A 19,052-nucleotide genomic window follows, 5' to 3' on the forward strand; every position below is an offset into this window, starting at 1 on the left:
GTCGGGCGCGGTGAATCCATTTCCGCTGTGAGCGCGATTTTCCGGGCCGCTGAGTAGGGAGAGGGGAGTTTTGGCCCCTAACACCCCGGCAACATTAGCGGCCCTTGGCGAGTCTCCTAGGAGTTCTGCGCGGCATTCCCATTTTCAGAGCGGAACGCGGGCGGCGGCGCGGGGGGCGTGAAGCCCGGGACGCGGTACTTTCGCATTCCTTCAACAAGCTGATGCTCGGAGTACCCACCACGGTACTTATCCGCCACGTCGCCCGAGGTGTGCCCCATTATCTCACGCTGGATGCCCTCGACCATTTCAACATGCGCGGCGTAGTGCTTGAACGTGTAGCGGAACGAATGGAACACTAGGCGCTTGTCGGTGATGCCGATTTCATCCCGCATGTGGCCGCTAAACCACTCGCCCCACTTGGCAGTTACCTTGCCATACTTGTTGGGCTTGAGGTCAGGGAACAGCCGGGCTTGCCCCTTGGCCTTAGCCTGCTGCGCAAATCTGACGAAGCCGTTAGCCTCAAGATCGGGGTGAACCGGCACTGCGCGCTGGCTAGCAGCGTTCTTCAGCTTAAGCCCAGCGTCCTCGTCCTCAGTGATGCGGATGAACCAAGCTGAATGGGCGTTGCTCTCATCGTCGAGGTAGCTTTTTTCAAACACATCCTCGGGCCGTAGCTGCCCAAGTTCCTCCATCCGGGCGCCGGTATAGAGTGCCATCAATGGGAGCCAGTATGCCGCTTCGCCCCGGCCCCTGAACGGGCGAGTATCCTCGGCATAGATGGGGCCGTCAAAGATGCTGCGCAGGGCATCGAGCGGGAAGGGCGTCCGCTGCGCCTTCTGCTTGTCATTGATGGCGACACTAATGCCGTGGGCGGGATTGGTCTGGATCACATCGTTTGCCACGGCGAAATTCAACAGCGCCCGTAGGCGTTGGAGTTTCGTGTTGGTGTTTGCGGCTGATGTGCCGTCGGCAATGAGCTTATCCTTGAAGGCAATGACATCCTTCTTGGTGATCTGCTCTATCGACATATCGCCAACCCGCTCATGGAACCAACGGGCCACGGCGCGATGAGCATCAATGCCCTTGGCCTCAATCTTCCGTTCGGCGGCCCACTTGTCGATTATGTCGGGGTCGAAGGCTGTTCCCTTGAACGGAGGGGGTTCTTGCTGCGGCACACTTGGAGCCGACGCGGGCCTCTCGGCGCGCTGCCATCGCTCCGCAACGGACCTGAACCGCTCAATCTCAAGCTCCTCACGCTCCTGCCTGAGTATCTCGCGCATGTCTTTCTCGGCGTCCGTGAGTTCCTGGTATGGCAGCCGGAGACGGTGCCTCAGCGCATCTCTGCTGGGCTTGCGGCGCGTGTAGCGGTCCTCTTCCTCCTGTCGTGCCTCCTCGATCAGCAGGCCATTTTCCCACTGTGCGAGTTGAAGAGCCTCCTCTTTGGGATCAGCACTGCGCACGGCGGCCGTCGCAGGGGGCTCAGCAGCAGACTGAACCGCCGCCACCAATTCATCCCGGGCTTGCGCGAATAGTCGATCAGTTTCGATGGTATGGCGTGGGATCAGGCGCTTGGCCTCATCGCGGTTCTTGGTGCCCAGCGACAGCTTGAACTCGGCCCGAGGTTTACCCGAGGCGGTCAAAAGAAAGGGCCTTAGCTCTAGCGGGACTACCCGGCGAAAGTAGTAGGTCGAGCCGACTTGGTCGAGGTAGGTGCACATGCGTTGATCCTGTTACAAATGTAACAGCCACCCGTCAAAAGTGCCCGGATTTCCTAGGGTTTGGCGGTTTTCCGCCACCTAATCGGGTTTGGTGGAGCTGAGGGGAATCGAACCCCTGACCTCTGCAGTGCGATTGCAGCGCTCTCCCATCTGAGCTACAGCCCCTCGCCCGAGGCGGTCCCTTTAGCGGCGGTTTTCAGGGGATGCAACGCCCCTGCGGCGGATTTTTCACAAACATTTTTGCTGGCGCGGGTCGTAGCCGGAAAAGCCGGCTGCGCAGGCCGGTTCTGCCCGATGTCGCCGCGCACTTTTTGCGCTCCATAGGAAGGTGCAGCGGGATGGGCGGGACGGCGCATCGGTGCACCGTCCCCGAGTCCGATCAGGCGAGCAATGCCGCGACGAGCGCCTTCACCTTTTTCTGCCGCCACTGGGGCAGAGGCGCGAGCAACCAGTAATCCGGTCCGTCGGCATCGTCGGCAAAGGCCTGCACGCGGCCCGCTTCCAGATCGGCGGCGGCGAGCAGCGCGGGCACCCGTGCGCGGCCGAAGCCGGTGGCGGCCGCGTCGATGGCGAGGCCGGCATCGGCCACGGTGAGCGGCGCGTGGGCGGGATCGGCATGGGGGCAGCCGGGCCAGCCGATCAGCCCCTCGCCGCCGCCATCGACACCGATCGTGACGAAGCCGCCTTTGCCGATCGGCGCGCCTTCATGTTCGCCCGGGCCCTCGGCCAGCCGGATCGCGAGATCGAGATTGGCCTGGGTGAAATCCAGTTCCTCGTCCGCGGCGACGAGGACGAAGCGCAGTTCGGGATCGCTGCGGCCATAAGCGGCCAGCCGGGCGCTCAGCCATTTGGCGGTGAGATCGCGCGGGGCGGCGATCGTCAGCGTCTTGGAGGACTGGCCGGCCTGCATGGCACGCACCGCTTCCTCGAACTGGAGGAAGCCGGCGCGCAGCGCATCGAGCCCGGCAGCGCCTTCCGGCGTGAGTTCCAGCCCCTTGGCAGTGCGGCGGAAGAGGACGACGCCCAGCGTATCTTCCAGCGCACGGATCTGCTGGCCGACGGCGGCCGGCGTAACCGCCAGCTCATCGGCGGCGCGGGTGAAGGAAAGATGCCGTGCGGCGGCATCGAGCACGCGCAAGCCGTTCAGGGGAAGATGCGTTCGCTTCATCTGGTCACCGCCGGTCCGATCAACTGGAAACGCGGGATGCGCACATCGAAGCTCGATCCATCCTCGCCCACCATGTGGTAGCTGCCCTCCATCGCGCCCGTGGGCGTGTTGAGCGGGCAGCCGGAAACATAATCATAGCTGCTGTCGGGTTCGATCACCGGCTGTTCGCCGATGACGCCTTCGCCCTGCACCTCATGCTTGCCGCCCCGGCCATCGACGATGTTCCAGTGGCGGTGGAGGAGTTGCACGGCGAAGGGCCCGTGATTTTCGATCCTGATATGATAGGTCCAGAACCAGCGGCCCTTCGCCGGTTCCGACTGTTCGGGCAGGAAGCTGACCGAGACGCGCACCACCACGTCGCGCGTTGCCGCGCTATAGGGGAAGAGCGCGTCGAGCGGCATCAGAGCCCGATCGACCTGAGCGCGCGATCGAGATCCTCGATCACGTCTTCCGGGTCTTCGAGGCCGACGCTCAGGCGCAGCATGCCTTCCTCCACCCCCATTTCGGCGCGAACCTCCGCCGTGAGGCCGGCATGGGTGGTCGAGCAGGGGTGCGTCATCAGCGAGCGCGAGTCGCCGATATTGTTGGAGATGTCGACGAGTTCGAGCGCATCGAGCAACGCATGGGCCTGCTGGCGCCCGCCATCGAGATAGAGGGCGAGGATGGTGCCGCCTGCGCTCATCTGCTTGCATGCCAGTTCGTGCTGGGGATGGCTGGCGAGCGCCGGATAAAGCAGGCGCGGTATGCGCTTTTCGAGGAATTGGGCGACCTTGAGCGCGTTGGCGCTCTGCCGGTTGATGCGCAGGTCGAGCGTTTCGAGGCCCTTCAGCACCACCCAGGCATTGAACGCCGAAAGCGTCGGCCCGGTGTTGCGGGTGAAGGCGAGCAGCGTGTTCTCGATGAATTCGGATGTGCCGCAGACGGCACCGGCGAGCACGCGGCCCTGGCCGTCCATCATCTTCGTCGCGGAATAGGCCACCACGTCGGCGCCATAATCCATCGGCCGCTGGAGGAGCGGGGTGGCGAAGGCATTGTCGACCACCGTGGTGATGCCGGCATCGCGGGCGATGCGGCACACCGCCTCGAGATCGACGATATCCAGCGTGGGATTGGCCGGGGTTTCGAAGAAAAACAGCTTGGTGTTCGGGCGGATCGCGGCCTTCCACGCATCATTGTCGCGCGCGTCGATGATCGTCGTGGTGATGCCGAAGCGCGGCAACAGCGTATCGGTGAGCCAGCGGCACGAGCCGAAGGCGGCGCGGCCGGCAACGACATGATCACCCTGCGAAAGCTGGCAGAGCAAAGCGGCCGTCATCGCCGCCATGCCGCTGGCCATCGTGCGGCAAGCCTCGGCGCCTTCGAGCAGGGCGATGCGCTGTTCGAGCATCTCGACCGTCGGGTTTTGCAGGCGCGAATAGGTCATGCCCTGCTGTTCGCCGGCGAAGCGCGCGGCGGCGTCGCCCGCGCAATCATAGGCATAGCCCGAGGTGAGGAAGAGCGCCTCGCTGGTTTCGCCATAATGCGAGCGAGCCGTGCCGCCGCGAACGGCCTGGGTGGCCGGGCGCCAGCGGGAGGTGATGGTGCGGTCCTGTCCGGTGAGCTTCTTCATGCTTCCGCTTTGCAGCGGGCGGGCAAGCCACGTCAACCACGCGTCGCGGCCTTGCGCCCCTGTGGATCGGGAATATGGTGTCGGGCGACAATGGGAGATGGATGGAATGGCTGCGATTCAGGAAATTCCGCTGAAAACGATCACCGGCGGCGATGCCTCGCTGGCGGATCATGCCGGCAAGGTGCTGCTTGTCGTCAATGTCGCGTCGAAATGCGGGCTGACCCCGCAATATGCTGGGCTGGAAGCCGCTTATGCGAAATATCGCGAGCGCGGGTTCGAGGTGCTGGGCTTCCCCGCGAACGATTTCGGCGCGCAGGAGCCGGGCACGAATGACGAGATCGCGGAATTCTGTTCGACCAATTTCGGTGTCGATTTCCCGATGTTTTCCAAGATCGTGGTCAATGGGGCGGAGCGCCATCCGCTCTATAGCGCGCTGATCGCGGCGCAGCCCGCAGCGGTGTCGAGCGGCGAAGGTTTCGAGGAGAAGCTGGAACGCTATGGCATCAAGCGCGAAAATCCGAGCGACATCCTGTGGAACTTCGAAAAGTTCCTGGTTGCCCGTGACGGCGCCGTCGTCGGCCGCTTCACGCCGGAAATGACGCCGGACAGCGCGGCGATCAGCGACGCGATCGAAACCGAACTGGCGAAGTAAGGCGCAGCCGTCACCCCGACGAAGATCGGGGTGACGGCTGTAACCGTCAGAGCGCGGCGAGCACCGCATCGCCCATCTGGGCGGTGGTCATCGTGCCGCCGAGATCGGGCGAGCGGGCCCCACCGGCGAGCGCCTTGGCGACCGCAGCCTCGATCCGGTCGGCCTCGTCGGGCTTGCCCAGCGAATAGCGCAGCATCATCGCCGACGAGAGGATCGTCGCCAGCGGATTGGCCTTGCCCTGGCCGGCAATGTCCGGCGCCGAACCGTGGATCGGTTCATACAGGCCCTGATTGCTGCTGTTGAGCGTGGCGGACGGCAGCATGCCGATCGAGCCGGCGCACATCGACGCCTGATCCGACAGGATATCGCCGAACAGATTGCCGGTCACGATCACGTCGAACTGGCCGGGGTTGCGCACCAGCTGCATCGCGGCATTGTCGACATACATGTGGCTGAGTTCGATATCGGGATATTCGGCCGACAGCTCGATCACCACGTCGCGCCAGAGCTGCGAGGTTTCGAGCACATTGGCCTTGTCGATCGAGCAGAGCTTGCCGCGGCGGGCGCGGGCGGTTTCGAAACCGACGCGCGCGATGCGGGCGACTTCGGCCTCGTTATACGACATCACGTCATAGCCTTCGCGCAGGCCATCGGCCGTCTTGCGGTGGCCCTTTTCGCCGAAATAGACGTCGCCATTGGTTTCGCGGACGATGACGAGATCGATCGACGCGGCCACTTCCGGGCGCAGCGCCGACGCGTCGGCGAGTTCGGGGAACAGCTTGGCGGGGCGCAAATTGGCGAACAGGCCGAGCGCCTTGCGCAGGCCGAGGATCGCCTGTTCCGGGCGGAGGTGGCGTTCGAGCGCGTCGCAATCGGGATCGCCGACCGCGCCGAACAGGATCGCATCGGACCGGCGGGCGAGATCCAGCGTCGCTTCCGGCAGCGGATGGCCGGCCGCCTTGTAGGCAGCGCCGCCCACCAGCCCCTGTTCGAAGGTCAGGAGATCGCCGGTAACGGCTTTGAGGACGCGGACGGCCTGTTCGGTGACTTCGGGGCCGATCCCGTCGCCGGGCAGCGTTGCGATGAGCATGGACATTTCCCTTTCGTATTCGCGGCTGCCCATGCCGTTTCGGCGCGCCGGACGAAAGGTAGAAATTATTGTCGGCGTTTGCCGGGGCGGGCCGGGCGTTGCCGCGCGGCCGCAAAATCAGCCGGCGACGCGTTCCAGGAGATCGGCCGGATCGAGATCGAGCCGGCGGATGCGTTCGGCAATGCGGGGCCATTCCTCACTGAGAAAGGCGTCGCGTTCATTCTTGAGCAGGCGGCGCGTGGCGCCTTCGGCCACGAACATGCCGACCCCGCGCCGGACGGTGACGAGTCCGTCTTCCTGAAAGCTCTGATAGGCCTTGGCCACCGTCAGCGGGTTGGCGCCATGTTCGGCGGCGAAGGCGCGAACCGAAGGCAGGGGATCGCCATCGGCATAGGTGCCATCGAGAATCGCGGCTGCGATATGATCACGCAGGCGGAGATAGACGGGGCGGGCTTCCTGAGTCATTGGCGTCATGCTGTAATAATACAGCACGTCGCGTCAAGCGTGCTTTGCTTGCCATTCCGAAACAACTGTTTCGTAATCGGGACGCGGCCGTTCCTCCAGCGGACGCGAGGGCGATCCGATGAAGATGAAGCCGGCGATCTTTTCATCCTTGCCGCCAAAGGCATCGCGCACGGCATCGGAATAAGCCGCCCAGCCGGTGAGCCATCCGCCGACGAAACCGAGCGCATGGGTGGCGGCCAGCAGGTTCATGCACGCCGCACCTGCCGAAAGCTCCTGCTCCCACAAGGGGATGTGGCTGGCATGGGCAGGCTTGGACAGCGCCACGACGAGCGTCGGCGCCTGATGGGCGAACTGGTCGATCGCCTCCAGTTCCAGCCGGCCGGCATCGGGTTTGCCGGCGAGATAGGCGGCGCGCAGTGTATCGTGGAAGGCATCGCGCTGATCGGCGCGGACCACGACGAAGCGCCACGGCGCCAGCTTGCCATGATCGGGTGTCCGGCTGGCCACCTCCAGAATCTGCCGGAGCTGCGCGGCATCGGGGCCGGGCGCGACCATATCGCGGGGCTTGCCGGACCGGCGCGAGGCGAGAAGGGCGATCGGGGAGGAGGCGTCGTTGAACATGGTGCAATCCGGTATCAGCGTCATCGTCGCGCAACAATCTTCTTCACACGAGAAATATCGCCGTTAGTCTGTCGGCCCATTCAGGTCGGGCCGTCGCGCGCCGGCCACCACATAATCGAAAGTGACCTTGATGGTTCAACCCGCAGCCGATGCGAGCCCGGAACCCGGCCCCGCATCGCCCCGATCCGGCGATACCTGGTTCGGGCATCCCCGCCAGCTGGCGCGCCTGTTCACAACCGAAATGTGGGAGCGTTTCGGCTTCTACGGCATGCGGGCGCTGCTGACGCTCTACCTCGCCGAACATTTCCTGTTCAACGACAGCACGACGACTGGCCTTTATGGCGGGTTCACTGCCCTGGTTTACCTGACGCCGCTGGTCGGCGGCCTGATCGCGGATCGCTATCTCGGCTCCAAACGCTCGGTGAAGTTCGGCGCGATCCTGATGGCGCTGGGCTATTTCACGCTCTGCTTCGGCGGCGAAACCGCCAAGCCCTATGCGGTGATCGACGGCCAGCGTTATGAAGTGCAGGTCGACAAGGCGAGCGAGACCAAGCAGCAATATGTGATCGACGGCGATCGCCGCCTTGCCATCAAGGGCAATGAAGACGGCACGGTTTCGCTGCTCGGCGCGGGTGGCGCGGTCGAACGGACGGTCCAGAAGGGCGGCTTCGAGGCGGGTGGCGAGCGCAGCCACTTCTACACGATGTTGATGCTGATCGCGCTCAGCATGATCACGGTCGGCAACGGTTTCTTCAAGCCGAACATTTCGACCATGGTCGGCAGCCTCTACGCCCCCGGCGATCGCCGGCGCGATGCGGGCTTCACCATCTTCTACATGGGCATCAATCTCGGCTCGCTGTTCTCGCAGCTGCTCTGCCCGTGGCTTTCAGTCGCGGTCGGCTGGTGGGCGGGCTTTGGCCTTGCCGCCGTGGGCATGCTGTTTTCCTGGTCGCTCATCCAGTTCGACGGCGGCCGGCTGGCCGGCTATGGCGAGCCGCCTGAACAGAGCGGGCCCGATCGCTCGCTGCTGATCTATTTCTGCTCGATCGTCGCCATCCCGCTCGTCTGGTTCCTGTTCGTCAACCTGATGAACGCGCCCGCCCCCAAGGAAGGCGCCGGGATCGTCGGCTATCTGCTGGCGCTGCCGCTGATGGGCAAGCTGCTGTTCGGCACCTTCATCGTCGCGGTTCCGGCCATCCTCGCCTGGTCGTGGAAGGTGGGCACCAAGGTCGAGTTCCAGATGATGCTCGCGGCCTGCGTGCTGATCATCTTCAACGTCGTGTTCTGGACGCTGTTCGAACAGGCGGGTTCGTCGCTGACGCTGTTCGCCAACCGCAATACCGATCTGTCGGTGTTCGGCTGGTTCACGATGACGGCGGGCCAGACCCAGTTCTTCAACGCCTTCTTCATCGTGGCGCTGGCGCCGTTCTTCAGCATGTTGTGGACCGGGCTTGCCAAGCGCGGGCTGGAACCGTCGATCCCGGTGAAGTTCGGCGTCGCGCTCGCCGGCGTCGGCCTCGGCTTCCTCGCGCTCGTGTGGGGCGCGCAATATGCCGGTGCGGACTTCAAGGTTACCTTGTGGTGGCTGGCGCTGCTCTACCTCATCCACTCGATGGCGGAACTGTGCATCTCGCCGGTCGGCCTCAGCATGATCACCAAGCTGTCGATCGCGCGCATCGTCGGCATGATGATGGGGTTGTGGTTCCTGTCGATCTCCGTCGCGCAATATGTGGCGGGCATGGTGGCGCAGGTTGCCAGTGTCGAAACCGTGGGCGGCCAGGTGACCAACCTGAAGGTCAGCCTCGACACCTATGTCGGCGTTTTCTGGACGATCGGGCTCGTCTCGATCGGCATCGGCGTCCTGCTGGTGCTCGTCTCTCCCCTGATCAAGAAGTGGATGCACGGTGTTCAGTAAGAAGTTCGCCATCGCGTTGCTGGCGGGATTGGCGACGGCGGCCTGCACGACGGCCGAAAGCAAGCCGCGCACGGCATCCTCCTCGTCGTCCACGGCGCCGCGACAAATGCCGTCGAAGGATCCGTTCCCGTCCACCTACCGCGCCTATCCGGGCGTGCCGACGCTCGTCACCAACGTCACCATCTATGACGGCGAAGGCGCGCGGATCGACAAGGGGCAGATCCTGTTCGCGGACGGCAAGGTCGTCGCGATCGGCCAGAGCGTCGATGCGCCGCAGGGCGCGACGGTGATCGACGGCAGCGGCAAGTGGGTGACGCCGGGTATCATCGATATCCACAGCCATCTGGGCGACTATCCGTCGCCCGCCGTGCAGGCCCATTCGGACGGCAATGAGGTAACCTCGCCCGTTACCCCGCAGGTGTGGGCCGAACATAGCGTGTGGCCGCAGGATCCCGGTTTCAGCCGCGCGCTGACCAATGGTGGCGTCACCACGCTGCAGATCCTGCCGGGTTCGGCCAACCTGTTCGGCGGCCGTTCGGTGGTGCTGAAGAACGTCTATGCCCGCACGATGCAGGGCATGAAGTTCCCCGGCGCGCCTTATGGGCTGAAGATGGCGTGCGGCGAAAACCCCAAGCGCGTCTATGGCGGGCGTAATCAGGCGCCGGGCACGCGCATGGGCAATATGGCGGTCGATCGGCAGACCTGGGCCAAGGCGCAGGAATATCGCCGCAAGTGGGACAAATATGAAAAGGATGGCGGTGATCCGCCGGCGCGCGACCTTGCGATGGAGACGCTGGTCGGGGTGCTCAAGGGCGATATCCTGATCCAGAACCACTGCTATCGCGCTGACGAAATGGCCAATGTGATCGATATGGCCAAGGAGTTCGGCTACAAGGTTTCGGCGTTCCACCATGCGGTCGAGGCGTACAAGATCGCCGATGTGCTGAAGGCGAACGAAATCTGTTCGGCGCTGTGGGCGGACTGGTGGGGCTTCAAGATGGAGTCGTATGACGCCATCACCGAGAACCTGCCGCTCGTCCACAATGCCGGCGCCTGTACGATCGTCCATTCGGATGATGCGAACGGCATCCAGCGGCTGAACCAGGAAGCCGCCAAGGCGCTGGCCGACGGCCGCCGCATCGGCATCGACATCCCGGACGAGATCGCCTGGACATGGCTGGCGATCAACCCGGCCAGGGCAATGGGCATCGCCGACAAGACGGGTAGCCTGAAGCCCGGCAAGATGGCCGATGTGGTGCTGTGGAACGGCAATCCGCTGAGCGTCTATACCCGCCCCGAAAAGGTGTGGATCGATGGCGCGCTGATGTACGACGCGCTCGATCCGAAGCGCCGGCCGGTATCCGATTTCGAACTGGGCCAGCCCGGCGAAGGAGATGTGAAGTGAAGGCGCTGCTGCTTGCCGCCGCGGCGCTGATCGCCGCACCTGCCGCCGCCGAGACGGTGGCGATCACCAATGCCCGGCTGGCGATCGGCGACGGTTCCGCGCCGATCGACGGTGGCACGGTGGTGATGCGCGACGGCCGCATTGCCGCCGCCGGCAGCGGGGTTGCGGTTCCCGCCGGCGCGCGCATCGTCGACGCGCAGGGCAAGTGGGTGTCGCCGGGGCTGGTGGCCGGGTTCAGCCGGCTGGGCATTATCGAGGTCGATGGCGTCAGCCAGACCAACGATGCGTCGGCCGGGCGCTCGCCATTCAACGCCGCGCTCGATGTGGCGCCGGCCGTCAATCCCCGCACGTCGGCGATCACGCTGAACCGGGCCGAAGGCATCACCCGCGCGGTGGTGGCGCCGGAGAGCGCGGGATCGATCTTCGCCGGGCAGGGCGCCGTTATCGATCTGGGCGCGGACATGGATGCGGTGACCAAGGCGCGCGCATTCCAGTTCGTCGAGTTCGGCGAAAGCGGTGCTGCGCAATCCGGCGGCAGCCGGGCTGCGGCGATCGCCACCTTCCGCAACGCGCTGGCCGAAGCCCGCGATTATGCGGCGGGGCGGCGCCACGAGGATGCGTTGCTGCCGCGCGCCGATGCCGCCGCTCTGGTGCCGGTGGTGAATGGCCAGATGCCACTTCTCGCCCATGTCGAGCGGGGTAGCGATATCCTGCAGGCGCTGGCGCTGAAGCGCGAGTTCACCAGCCTCAAGCTGGTGCTCGTCGGCGCGACCGAGGCGTGGACGGTGGCCGATCAGGTGAAGGCATCGGGCGTGCCGGTGATCGCGTCCGCACTGGCCGATCTGCCGGCGTCGTTCGAGATGCTGGCGGCCACCCAATCCAATATCGGGCGGCTGAAGAATGCGGGCGTTACCGTCGGCATCGGCATGATCAACGATGATGAGGCGCGCCAGGCCCGCCTGATCAAGCAATATGCCGGCAATCTGGTGGCGCTGGGCAAGATCCCCGGCGCGGCCGGCCTCGATTGGGGGGCGGCTTTCGCCACCATCTCGTCCAAGCCGGCCGAGGCGATCGGCATGGGTGGCGAGTTCGGATCGCTGAAAGCCGGCCGCCGCGCCGACGTGGTGATCTGGGATGGCGATCCGCTGGAACTGGCGACATCGGCCGTCGCGGTGTGGATCGACGGCGTGGAGCAGCCGCTGCGCACGCGGCAGGACAAGCTGCGCGATCGTTATCGCACGGCGGGCGAGGGCGCCTTGCCCAAGGCCTATGAGCGGTAAGAAAGTGGGAAGCGAAAGAGGCGGCGACAGAATTGCTGTCGCCGCCAGTCGGGTCGCAATATTCCCATCGCTCAGGAAGGCGAAGCGCGCATCCCCCAATCAGGATAGGCGCAGATGATCTCGGCTTTGCGAGGCGATAGCAAAAGCATGTCCCGATTGCCGCCATTTTCGTTTCGGAAATTCGTCACGACCGGCTAATAAGCTAGGCTCCATGGGGGCGATGGACGAAATCTGCGCGGACGTCATTCGGCATTTCGATGCCGCGGCGCTCGATTCGGCGCACTGGCTGCCGGCGCTGCAGGCGCTGTCCGATGCGACGCGTTCCACCCATGGCCAGCTGATCGGCATTGGCGGGCCGGCCGCGATCCCGTTCAATTGGGTCACCGGATTTGCGGAAAAGGCGTTGCAGGAATTCGCGTCGATCGACGGCGGTAGCGCGGCAGTCAATCCGCGCGTGGCGGCGGCCGCTGCCTTTGGCGATGAGCCGGTGATCTTCGAACAACATTATGATGCCGTGCGGGGTGGCCTGAGCAGCGACGTCTATGCCGATTTCAGCGCGACGCACGACATCCCCTATGGCTGCCAGACGACGCTGGTGGCGGACGAGATCGGCTTTGTCGGCCTGGCCGTGCTGCGCGGCGAGAAGGCGGGGGTGACAAGCGAGGAGGACCGCGCGATTTTTGCGCGGATCACGCCGCATGTCCGATCAGCGGTGCGGTTGCAGGTCGCGCTCGAAAGGCAAGGCGCGAAGCTCGTCGCCGGCGCTTTCGAGGCGATGACGGTCGCGGCTTTCCTGTGTGACGCCGGGGGGCGGGTGATCGCCTTCACGCCCGAGGCCGAAAAGCTGCTGCAACGCGGGCGTTTCCACCTGCGCGGCGGGGGGCTGGCCTGTCCAACGGCGGCGGACACGTCGCTGGTTCGCCGGGAAGTCCGCCGCCATGCCCTGATTGGGCCGGGTGTGATCGCGCCGCCGATGGCCTCGCTGTTCCTGCCCGGCGGCCCCGATGATGAGCCGCTGGTGGCGGAGATCGCTTCGTTGCCGGTCGATCGCTGGACTTTCGGCGCGGGCGCGCGGGCCGTGATCGTCATCCGCCGCCGGCGCCGTCGGATAGCGGGCGCGGCGGAGGCGCTGGTTGCCGCTTACGGCCTTTCGCCGGCCGAAGCCGATGTGGCGCTGCGGCTGATCGATGCCGAAAGCCGCGAAGCGATCGCGGCGGCGCGCGACGTTTCGGTCGGAACCGTGCGCGCCCAGATCAAGGCGATCTTCGGCAAGCTCGGCGTTAATCGCGAGATCGAACTGGTGTCGCGCCTCGCGCCGCTGATCCACGGCGGCGGCTGAGGCGCGCGCCCGGCCTATTGATCGATGCCGCCTGCCGGGGGCGTGGCGGATGAGACCATAACGGGTGTCCGCCCGTTCCAGCCATGCGAGGCGATCACCGCGCGGACGACTTCGTTCATCAACTGCTGGCGGGCGGGGATGGACTGGCGCGTGCTGGCGATCATCACCGCGACGGCATAGCTGCGGCCATCGGGCGCGGTGATCACGCCGACGTCGTTATAACCGGTCGAAAGCCCCGCGAAGTCCTGCCCGGTGCCGGTCTTATGGGCGAGCACCCAGCCGGGCGCGAGGCCGCCGCGCAACCGTTGCGGGCCGGTGCGGCTCTGCCGCATCAGGCCGAGGAGGCGGCTGGTCGACGCGGGCGAGAGCAGTTCGCCGCGCTGCAGCCGGGCGAGCGCGCCGGCGATCGCTTCGGCCGAGGCACCGTCCATCGGATCGGCGAGGTAGCGGTCCATCGCGGCCTGCCGCTGGGCATAGGGGATGGCGGCGCGGGCGGTGCGGAAACCATTATTGTGCGCATATTCGGGCCGCCAGGTCATGCCGGCGATGCCGCTTTGCAGCAGCGTTTCGCCCGGCCCGAACGCGATGCGGCCGAGGCCCTTGCGTTCGATCATCGAACGCACGGCGGTTGGCCCGCCGGCGCGGCGCAGCACCATATCGTTGCAGGTATTGTCGCTCTGCGTCATCGCGATGCGCATCAGTTCGCCATAGCTGGTGGCGTAGCCGTTCGGCCCCATCATCGCGCGGACCGGCTGGTGGAAGACCGTGAGGTTGTCCCGCGTGACGGTGACGGGTTCCTGCAGCGACAGGCCACCCCGATCGACCGCGTCGAGCGCGGTCATCGCCACCCAAAGCTTGCTCACGCTTTGCTGGGGCATCGGCCGATCGGCATTATAACCCACCGTCCAGCCATCGGAGACGTCGCGCACCGCGATGCCGACACTGCCCGAGAAGGAGCGCCCCAGTTCGACGATGCGGCGTTCGAGCGAGGAAGGTGCATGGCTGGCCACCTGGCCGGGCGGCAGTTGCCGGATCGACGGCGCCGATGCTTGCGCGGGCGGCCGGGCCGCTGCGGCGGGCGGGGGCGGTGGCGCGGGTGCGACGCAGGCCGCCGTTGCGGTCATCGCCAGCATCGCCGTCCAGCGGCGCTGCCGCACGATGATTCCCCCCAAATGGCCCATTTTGACGCTCCTCCACCCGATCGACGGTGATTATGCCCGTCGAAGCCGCGCGGGGCTATCGATCCTGCGGCGCGGGGGACTCGACCGGTCCCGCATTCGTCTCGGATCGCCGCCGCTGGCCGATCAGCGTGCGCCACATCAGGACGAAGGTGATGATCGACGCGCAAAGCACGGCGATGCCTGCGCCGATGACGCCGAAATAATGCGGAAGCACGGCGAGCAACGCGACGAGGATCACTGTCGAGATGATCCTGACACGGAGCGCAAGGCCTGCGCGGCCCATGGCAACGAGCGCCGGTTCGAAGCCGACGGCGGCGAAATCCACCGCCGCCGCCGTGCCGAGCGCGAGCAGGATGGGATAAGCGGCGAGAAATTCGCGCCCCGCGATCAGCCCGATGGCGGGCTTGCCGATGGTGATCAGCAGGATGAAGACGATGCCGCCGCCGATCGCCGTCATCCGGAGAGTCCGCCTGAGCAGCGCATCGAACGCCTCGGTGCCGGCGGTGGTGTGGCTGCGCACCAGTTCGGGGAAGATTGCGCGGCCGAGCAGCTGCGACAGCTTGGCGAGGCCCTGGGCGAGCTGTTGGGCGAAGCGGTAGCTGCCGGCGGCGGCGGGCGTGATGACGAGGCCGATGATCAGCACCGCCACTTCCTTGCTGCCCAGACCGAGCATCGAGGTGAGATTGGTCGTCATCGCATAGCGGACGATGCCGGGATTTTCCGCCACGATCTGCCGCATCGTCGCGCGCGGCCAGCGGAAGGGCTGCACGCGATGTGCGGCATACCAATAGGCCATGGCGGTCAGCGCCTCGGCCACCGCCCAGACCGCCAGATAGGCGATCACGCTTGGCCCGGTGAGCCAGACGATGATGGCGCCGATGCAGCGGGTGGACGGGGTGACGGCTTCGGCGAAGGTGGCATCGGCGAAGCGATCGTGCAGGCGCAGCACGCCGGTTGGCGTCCAGTGCGTCGACAATACGATCACCGCGCTGGTGCCGATCGCCTGCCAGGCGAATTCGCGCGTCCAGCCGAAATGACCGGCGAGCAGCAGCGTGCCAGCCATCATCAGCAGCACGCCGACGATGACGGCGGCGACATCGAGCGTGATGGCGAAGCGGACGAGACGGGCGAGCGCGTCGTTCCGCCCGTCGTGCATATAGGGCATGCCGTAGCGGACGATGATCTGCCAGCTCTGGAACGAAACGAAGGTCGCCGCCGCCTGGCCCGCGCCCAGCGCCAGCGCGAACTGGCCGAAGCCGTCAAGCCCGAGCGAACGGGTGACGATGGCGAGATAGACGAGGCTCAGCACCGCGCCGAAACCCTTGCCGCCCAGCATCCAGCCGGTGTTGAGCAGGATGGCGCGCAGCGAGCCGTGGCGAAGGGGGGCGGGGGTCGACATCGATTGCCGCGCCATAAAGCAAATCCGCGTCACATGCGAAGCACAAGATGCGACAATGTTGCGCCGCCGAATGGATGGACTATCTAGGGCCGGTTCCCATCGTTCGAACAGGATCCCGGCCTTGCCCGACATTCTTCCGACGGTCGTCCTCGTCGGCGAAAACGCTACCCGTATCTGGGGGATGAGCATCGACGAGCGCACGCGCCGCATGGCCGACAAGGCGAAGCTGCCTTTCGGCGATGCCCTGGCTGACGCGCCGGCGCTGCTGGTCAATCGCAGCTTCGTGTTCGATCCGCCATGGCTGAAGCATCACGCGGCAAACCCGGGTGCGGTGCTAACGATCGGCGGCGTTCCCGTGATCGGCCATGGCCGCGACGCGGCCGAGCGGGAGCGTATCGCGGCGGCCATGGCCGGTGGCCGGCCGCTTGCCGATACGGGCGCGCTCGATGTCGTCGCCTATGAAGACGGTGCCAGCATCGTCAATGCGGAGCTGCGCAAGCGCGAAACCCCCTTTGCGATGCCGCTGACGCCGGGCACGGTGAAGGCGGCGGAACGGGCCAGCTATTTCGGCGCCTATAAGGGCGTGACCGACATATTGACCAAATATCTGTGGCCGGAATGGGCGCTGGTGCTGACGCGGATCGCCGCGCGGATCGGCATGACGCCCAACATGGTGACGGCGCTGGGCGCCGCGCTGTGCGTGGCCGCCACCTTCGCCTTCTGGCACGGCCATTACTGGCTCGGCATGGCGATGGGGCTGGTGTTCATGGTGCTCGACACGGTGGACGGCAAACTGGCCCGCTGCACGATCACCTCATCCTGGTGGGGCAATGTCTTCGATCATGGCATCGATCTGGTGCATCCGCCCTTCTGGTGGTGGGCCTGGGGCGTCGGCTTGGCGGCTTATGGCCTGCCGCTCGCGCCCGGCCTGTTGTGGATGCTGCTGGCGGTGATCGTCGGGGTCTATGTGCTGCAGCGCGTGGTGGAGGGCGAATTCATCCGCCGCTTCGGCATGCACATCCATGTCTGGCGCAAGGTCGATTCGGATTTCCGGCTGATCACCGCGCGCCGCAACCCGAACATGGTGATCCTGTTCGTGTCGATGCTGTTCCAGCGGCCTGATCTGGGCCTGATCGCGGTTGCGTGGTGGACGGTGATCTCATTCGTCGTTCATGTCGTCCAGCTCGTCCAGGCGATGCTTGCGCGGGCGAACGGACGGGAGATACGCTCGTGGCTGGCATGAACGATACCATCCTGCGCTTCGGCTATCCCGCCACTCTGATCGCCGACTATAAGCATTGGGTGGTGCTGCTCCGCCCCGATCAACCCACGCTTGGCAGCCTGATCCTTGCCGCGAGGGGCGAGGCGCGGGCCTTCGGATCGCTGCCCGCCGCCGCTTATGCGGAGCTGGGCACGGTGACGGCCGATATCGAAGCGGCGCTGAAGCGCGCGGTGGATTACGAAAAGATAAATTATCTCATGCTGATGATGATGGATCCTCATGTGCATTATCACGTCATTCCGCGCTATGCGGGCCAGCGCTCGGCTGAAGGGCTGACGATCGCCGATGCCGGCTGGCCCAAGGTGCCCGCGCTGGGGGAGGCGGTGACGCCCGATGCCGATCAGCTGCGCGGGCTGGCCGGTTGGTTGAAAGGCCATTGGCGGCGCTAACCACCTGCCGATGATCGCCGGGACCGCTGTCAGCTGGGCGGAGCGGCGGGCGCATCGGTAAGGTCGATCACCTCGAATCCCCCGATGGCGGTGCGCCGGTACACCAGCTGCCCCGACTGCATGATATATTTGTATTTCCGGGTGAAACGCTCGACGCGGTAGCTGCCGAGCGGGGATGTCTCCGCGTCCGCCGCGCTGCTCGCCGTGTACCGGCGCGCGCCGATCTGATCGAGCGCGGGTTGGGCCCAGCCCAGCGATCGCGAACCGCGCAGGATTTCCACCTCCGCCGTGCGACCGTCAGGGCGAATCCAGAAGCCGATATCGGCCCACTGGATCGAGCTGGTGCTGCCTAGGCCCATCGGAACGACATCGGGCCCGCCAAATCGCCGTGCGGCGGAATTGGCGGCGATAACGGCGTCCAGATCATAAGGCGGGGCTGAGACCAGCAGGGGTTTTGCGTCGCCGCTCCTCCCCAGTTCGCCGATCAGCGCGGTCACGGATGCATCATCCGCGTCCAGGGCCGCCAGCCTCAGACGCAATACGCGCAGTGCGATCCTGAAACCGGGATCGGCCGCGAGCGGGCGTTTTTCCAGTTGATCGAGCTTGCGCAGCGCCTCGCTCTTGTTGCTCCGCGCCGTCGCCAGCCAGACGACCTTCATCCCGGCAAGCATAGCGGCGCGCTGCTGTCCGGCATCGAGTGCGTCCTTTTCGAGCGAGCGATAGATGGCCGCCGCCTGCCGCCCGTTGCCTAGCTTGACCCACATGTCGCCCATCGCCGTCGTTGCGGCGATCACCGATGGATCGCCGGCGGGCAGATTGTCCCGCAACGTATCGACCTGATGGCGTACCGCGCGGCGATATTCGTCCTGATCGCCTTCGTGCAGCGTGACCGTGGCATAGGCTTCGTAAAGCGCGGCCACGGCGCGTGGCGCTTCCGCCGCATGGTCGCGATTACGCGTGATGGCGCTGGCCAGCAACTTCTTGGCGTCGACATATCGGCCATCGCGGAACTGGGCTTCGGCCAGCGCGATCGACGCCTGTGCATCGCGAAGCGGCGTGCAGCCGCCGGCCGCGCATTCGGCCTGCGCCTCGACAAGGCGTGGCCCGGTGACGATGATGTCGGCGGATTGCACCTGGAGAAGAAGCAGAAGGCCGATCATCGCGCGCTCCTCTTGCGTTGCGGGGGATTGTGCTGCGGAACCGACCGGAATTCAATATGTCGGCGGGCTCGCGGTGTGGGCGCCCGCCGTGACGCTGCCGGCAAGGGAACACCCGCCGGGATGACCCGGCGGGCGCCTTCTCCTCCCCAGGAAAAGCTCAGGGAAGCGCTCAGCCGAAGCGGCCGAGGCGGTGATAGAGATTGCTGTATTTGGACGATTCCGGCTTGTCCTGAATTTCGCGCAGATAATGGTGCACGGCCTGCTTCAGGAGCTGGAAGTCCTCCGTCGAGAAGACGGGGCGGGCGCGGGTCGGTTCGGTCATCGTTCGTCTCCTTCCATTGGCATCATGCGGCGGCGGGCGGTGTCGGTGATCGCGGCC

At 65.6% G+C, this 19,052-nt stretch carries 18 protein-coding genes and 1 tRNA gene; 7 read left to right on the forward strand and 12 right to left on the reverse strand.

From position 1 onward, the window contains the following. Positions 1-116 precede the first annotated feature (116 nt). From CHB74_RS04350 to metZ, 5 genes are all read right to left on the reverse strand, one after another. Positions 117-1,718 (reverse strand): site-specific integrase, encoded by a 1,602-nt coding sequence (locus CHB74_RS04350; RefSeq protein WP_089218397.1) that lies wholly within the window; start codon positions 1,716-1,718, stop codon positions 117-119. 89 nt (positions 1,719-1,807) lie between these two features. Continuing rightward, positions 1,808-1,883, reverse strand: a tRNA-Ala gene (locus tag CHB74_RS04355). Positions 1,884-2,097: 214 nt separating this feature from the next. Next, complete coding sequence (locus CHB74_RS04360) at positions 2,098-2,886, reverse strand: LysR family transcriptional regulator (protein WP_089218398.1); 789 nt, start codon at positions 2,884-2,886, stop codon at positions 2,098-2,100. After that, positions 2,883-3,287: a Co2+/Mg2+ efflux protein ApaG gene (gene apaG, locus CHB74_RS04365; RefSeq protein ID WP_089218399.1), complete on the reverse strand. Its 405-nt coding sequence runs from the start codon at positions 3,285-3,287 to the stop codon at positions 2,883-2,885. Before apaG ends, CHB74_RS04360 begins: the two co-directional genes overlap by 4 nt. After that, positions 3,287-4,495, reverse strand: a complete 1,209-nt coding sequence (metZ, locus tag CHB74_RS04370) for an O-succinylhomoserine sulfhydrylase (protein ID WP_089218400.1) — start codon at positions 4,493-4,495, stop codon at positions 3,287-3,289. The genes apaG and metZ overlap by 1 nt, the downstream gene beginning before the upstream one ends. Before the next feature lie 106 nt (positions 4,496-4,601). On the opposite strand from metZ, the gene CHB74_RS04375 reads away from it, so the two are divergent. Further along, positions 4,602-5,147, forward strand: a complete 546-nt coding sequence (locus tag CHB74_RS04375) for a glutathione peroxidase (RefSeq protein WP_089218519.1) — start codon at positions 4,602-4,604, stop codon at positions 5,145-5,147. Positions 5,148-5,193: 46 nt separating this feature from the next. Here CHB74_RS04375 and leuB read toward each other — a convergent pair whose 3' ends face one another. The 3 genes from leuB to CHB74_RS04390 form a co-directional block, all read right to left on the reverse strand. Beyond that, positions 5,194-6,237, reverse strand: a complete 1,044-nt coding sequence (leuB, locus tag CHB74_RS04380) for a 3-isopropylmalate dehydrogenase (protein WP_089218520.1) — start codon at positions 6,235-6,237, stop codon at positions 5,194-5,196. Positions 6,238-6,354: 117 nt separating this feature from the next. Next, positions 6,355-6,702, reverse strand: a complete 348-nt coding sequence (locus tag CHB74_RS04385) for a GntR family transcriptional regulator (RefSeq protein ID WP_089218521.1) — start codon at positions 6,700-6,702, stop codon at positions 6,355-6,357. Between the two features lie 33 nt (positions 6,703-6,735). After that, on the reverse strand, positions 6,736-7,323 hold the full coding sequence (locus CHB74_RS04390) for a nitroreductase family protein (RefSeq protein ID WP_089218522.1): 588 nt from the start codon (positions 7,321-7,323) through the stop codon (positions 6,736-6,738). A 130-nt stretch (positions 7,324-7,453) separates the two neighbouring features. On the opposite strand from CHB74_RS04390, the gene CHB74_RS04395 reads away from it, so the two are divergent. The 4 genes from CHB74_RS04395 to CHB74_RS04410 all read left to right on the forward strand — a co-directional run bounded on the left by CHB74_RS04395 (position 7,454) and on the right by CHB74_RS04410 (position 13,262). Further along, complete coding sequence (locus tag CHB74_RS04395) at positions 7,454-9,238, forward strand: peptide MFS transporter (protein WP_089218401.1); 1,785 nt, start codon at positions 7,454-7,456, stop codon at positions 9,236-9,238. Beyond that, on the forward strand, positions 9,228-10,643 hold the full coding sequence (locus CHB74_RS04400; protein ID WP_179220714.1) for an amidohydrolase: 1,416 nt from the start codon (positions 9,228-9,230) through the stop codon (positions 10,641-10,643). The genes CHB74_RS04395 and CHB74_RS04400 overlap by 11 nt, the downstream gene beginning before the upstream one ends. Next, positions 10,640-11,923, forward strand: a complete 1,284-nt coding sequence (locus CHB74_RS04405; protein WP_089218402.1) for an amidohydrolase family protein — start codon at positions 10,640-10,642, stop codon at positions 11,921-11,923. The genes CHB74_RS04400 and CHB74_RS04405 overlap by 4 nt, the downstream gene beginning before the upstream one ends. Before the next feature lie 220 nt (positions 11,924-12,143). Next, positions 12,144-13,262, forward strand: a complete 1,119-nt coding sequence (locus CHB74_RS04410) for a helix-turn-helix transcriptional regulator (protein WP_089218403.1) — start codon at positions 12,144-12,146, stop codon at positions 13,260-13,262. Positions 13,263-13,276: 14 nt separating this feature from the next. Here CHB74_RS04410 and CHB74_RS04415 read toward each other — a convergent pair whose 3' ends face one another. Beyond that, positions 13,277-14,443, reverse strand: a complete 1,167-nt coding sequence (locus CHB74_RS04415; RefSeq protein WP_245842613.1) for a serine hydrolase — start codon at positions 14,441-14,443, stop codon at positions 13,277-13,279. A gap of 55 nt (positions 14,444-14,498) precedes the next feature. Then, entirely contained in the window at positions 14,499-15,842 is a 1,344-nt protein-coding gene (locus tag CHB74_RS04420; RefSeq protein WP_179220715.1) for a lipopolysaccharide biosynthesis protein, read from the reverse strand. A gap of 181 nt (positions 15,843-16,023) precedes the next feature. Between CHB74_RS04420 and CHB74_RS04425 the strand changes: the two genes are divergently transcribed. Further along, positions 16,024-17,085: a CDP-alcohol phosphatidyltransferase family protein gene (locus CHB74_RS04425; RefSeq protein ID WP_425442237.1), complete on the forward strand. Its 1,062-nt coding sequence runs from the start codon at positions 16,024-16,026 to the stop codon at positions 17,083-17,085. Further along, complete coding sequence (locus CHB74_RS04430) at positions 17,082-17,513, forward strand: HIT family protein (RefSeq protein ID WP_089218526.1); 432 nt, start codon at positions 17,082-17,084, stop codon at positions 17,511-17,513. Before CHB74_RS04425 ends, CHB74_RS04430 begins: the two co-directional genes overlap by 4 nt. A 29-nt stretch (positions 17,514-17,542) precedes the next feature. Here the strand turns inward: CHB74_RS04430 and CHB74_RS04435 are convergent, their stop codons facing one another. Both CHB74_RS04435 and CHB74_RS21910 read right to left on the reverse strand, forming a co-directional pair. Then, positions 17,543-18,673, reverse strand: coding sequence for a hypothetical protein (locus CHB74_RS04435; RefSeq protein ID WP_089218405.1), 1,131 nt, complete (start codon positions 18,671-18,673; stop codon positions 17,543-17,545). A 169-nt stretch (positions 18,674-18,842) separates the two neighbouring features. After that, positions 18,843-18,995 (reverse strand): hypothetical protein, encoded by a 153-nt coding sequence (locus tag CHB74_RS21910; protein WP_179220716.1) that lies wholly within the window; start codon positions 18,993-18,995, stop codon positions 18,843-18,845. Between the last annotated feature and the right edge of the window lie 57 nt (positions 18,996-19,052).

The sequence above is a fragment of the Edaphosphingomonas laterariae genome, assembly GCF_900188165.1.
Taxonomy (GTDB): Bacteria; Pseudomonadota; Alphaproteobacteria; order Sphingomonadales; family Sphingomonadaceae; genus Sphingomonas_E; species Sphingomonas_E laterariae.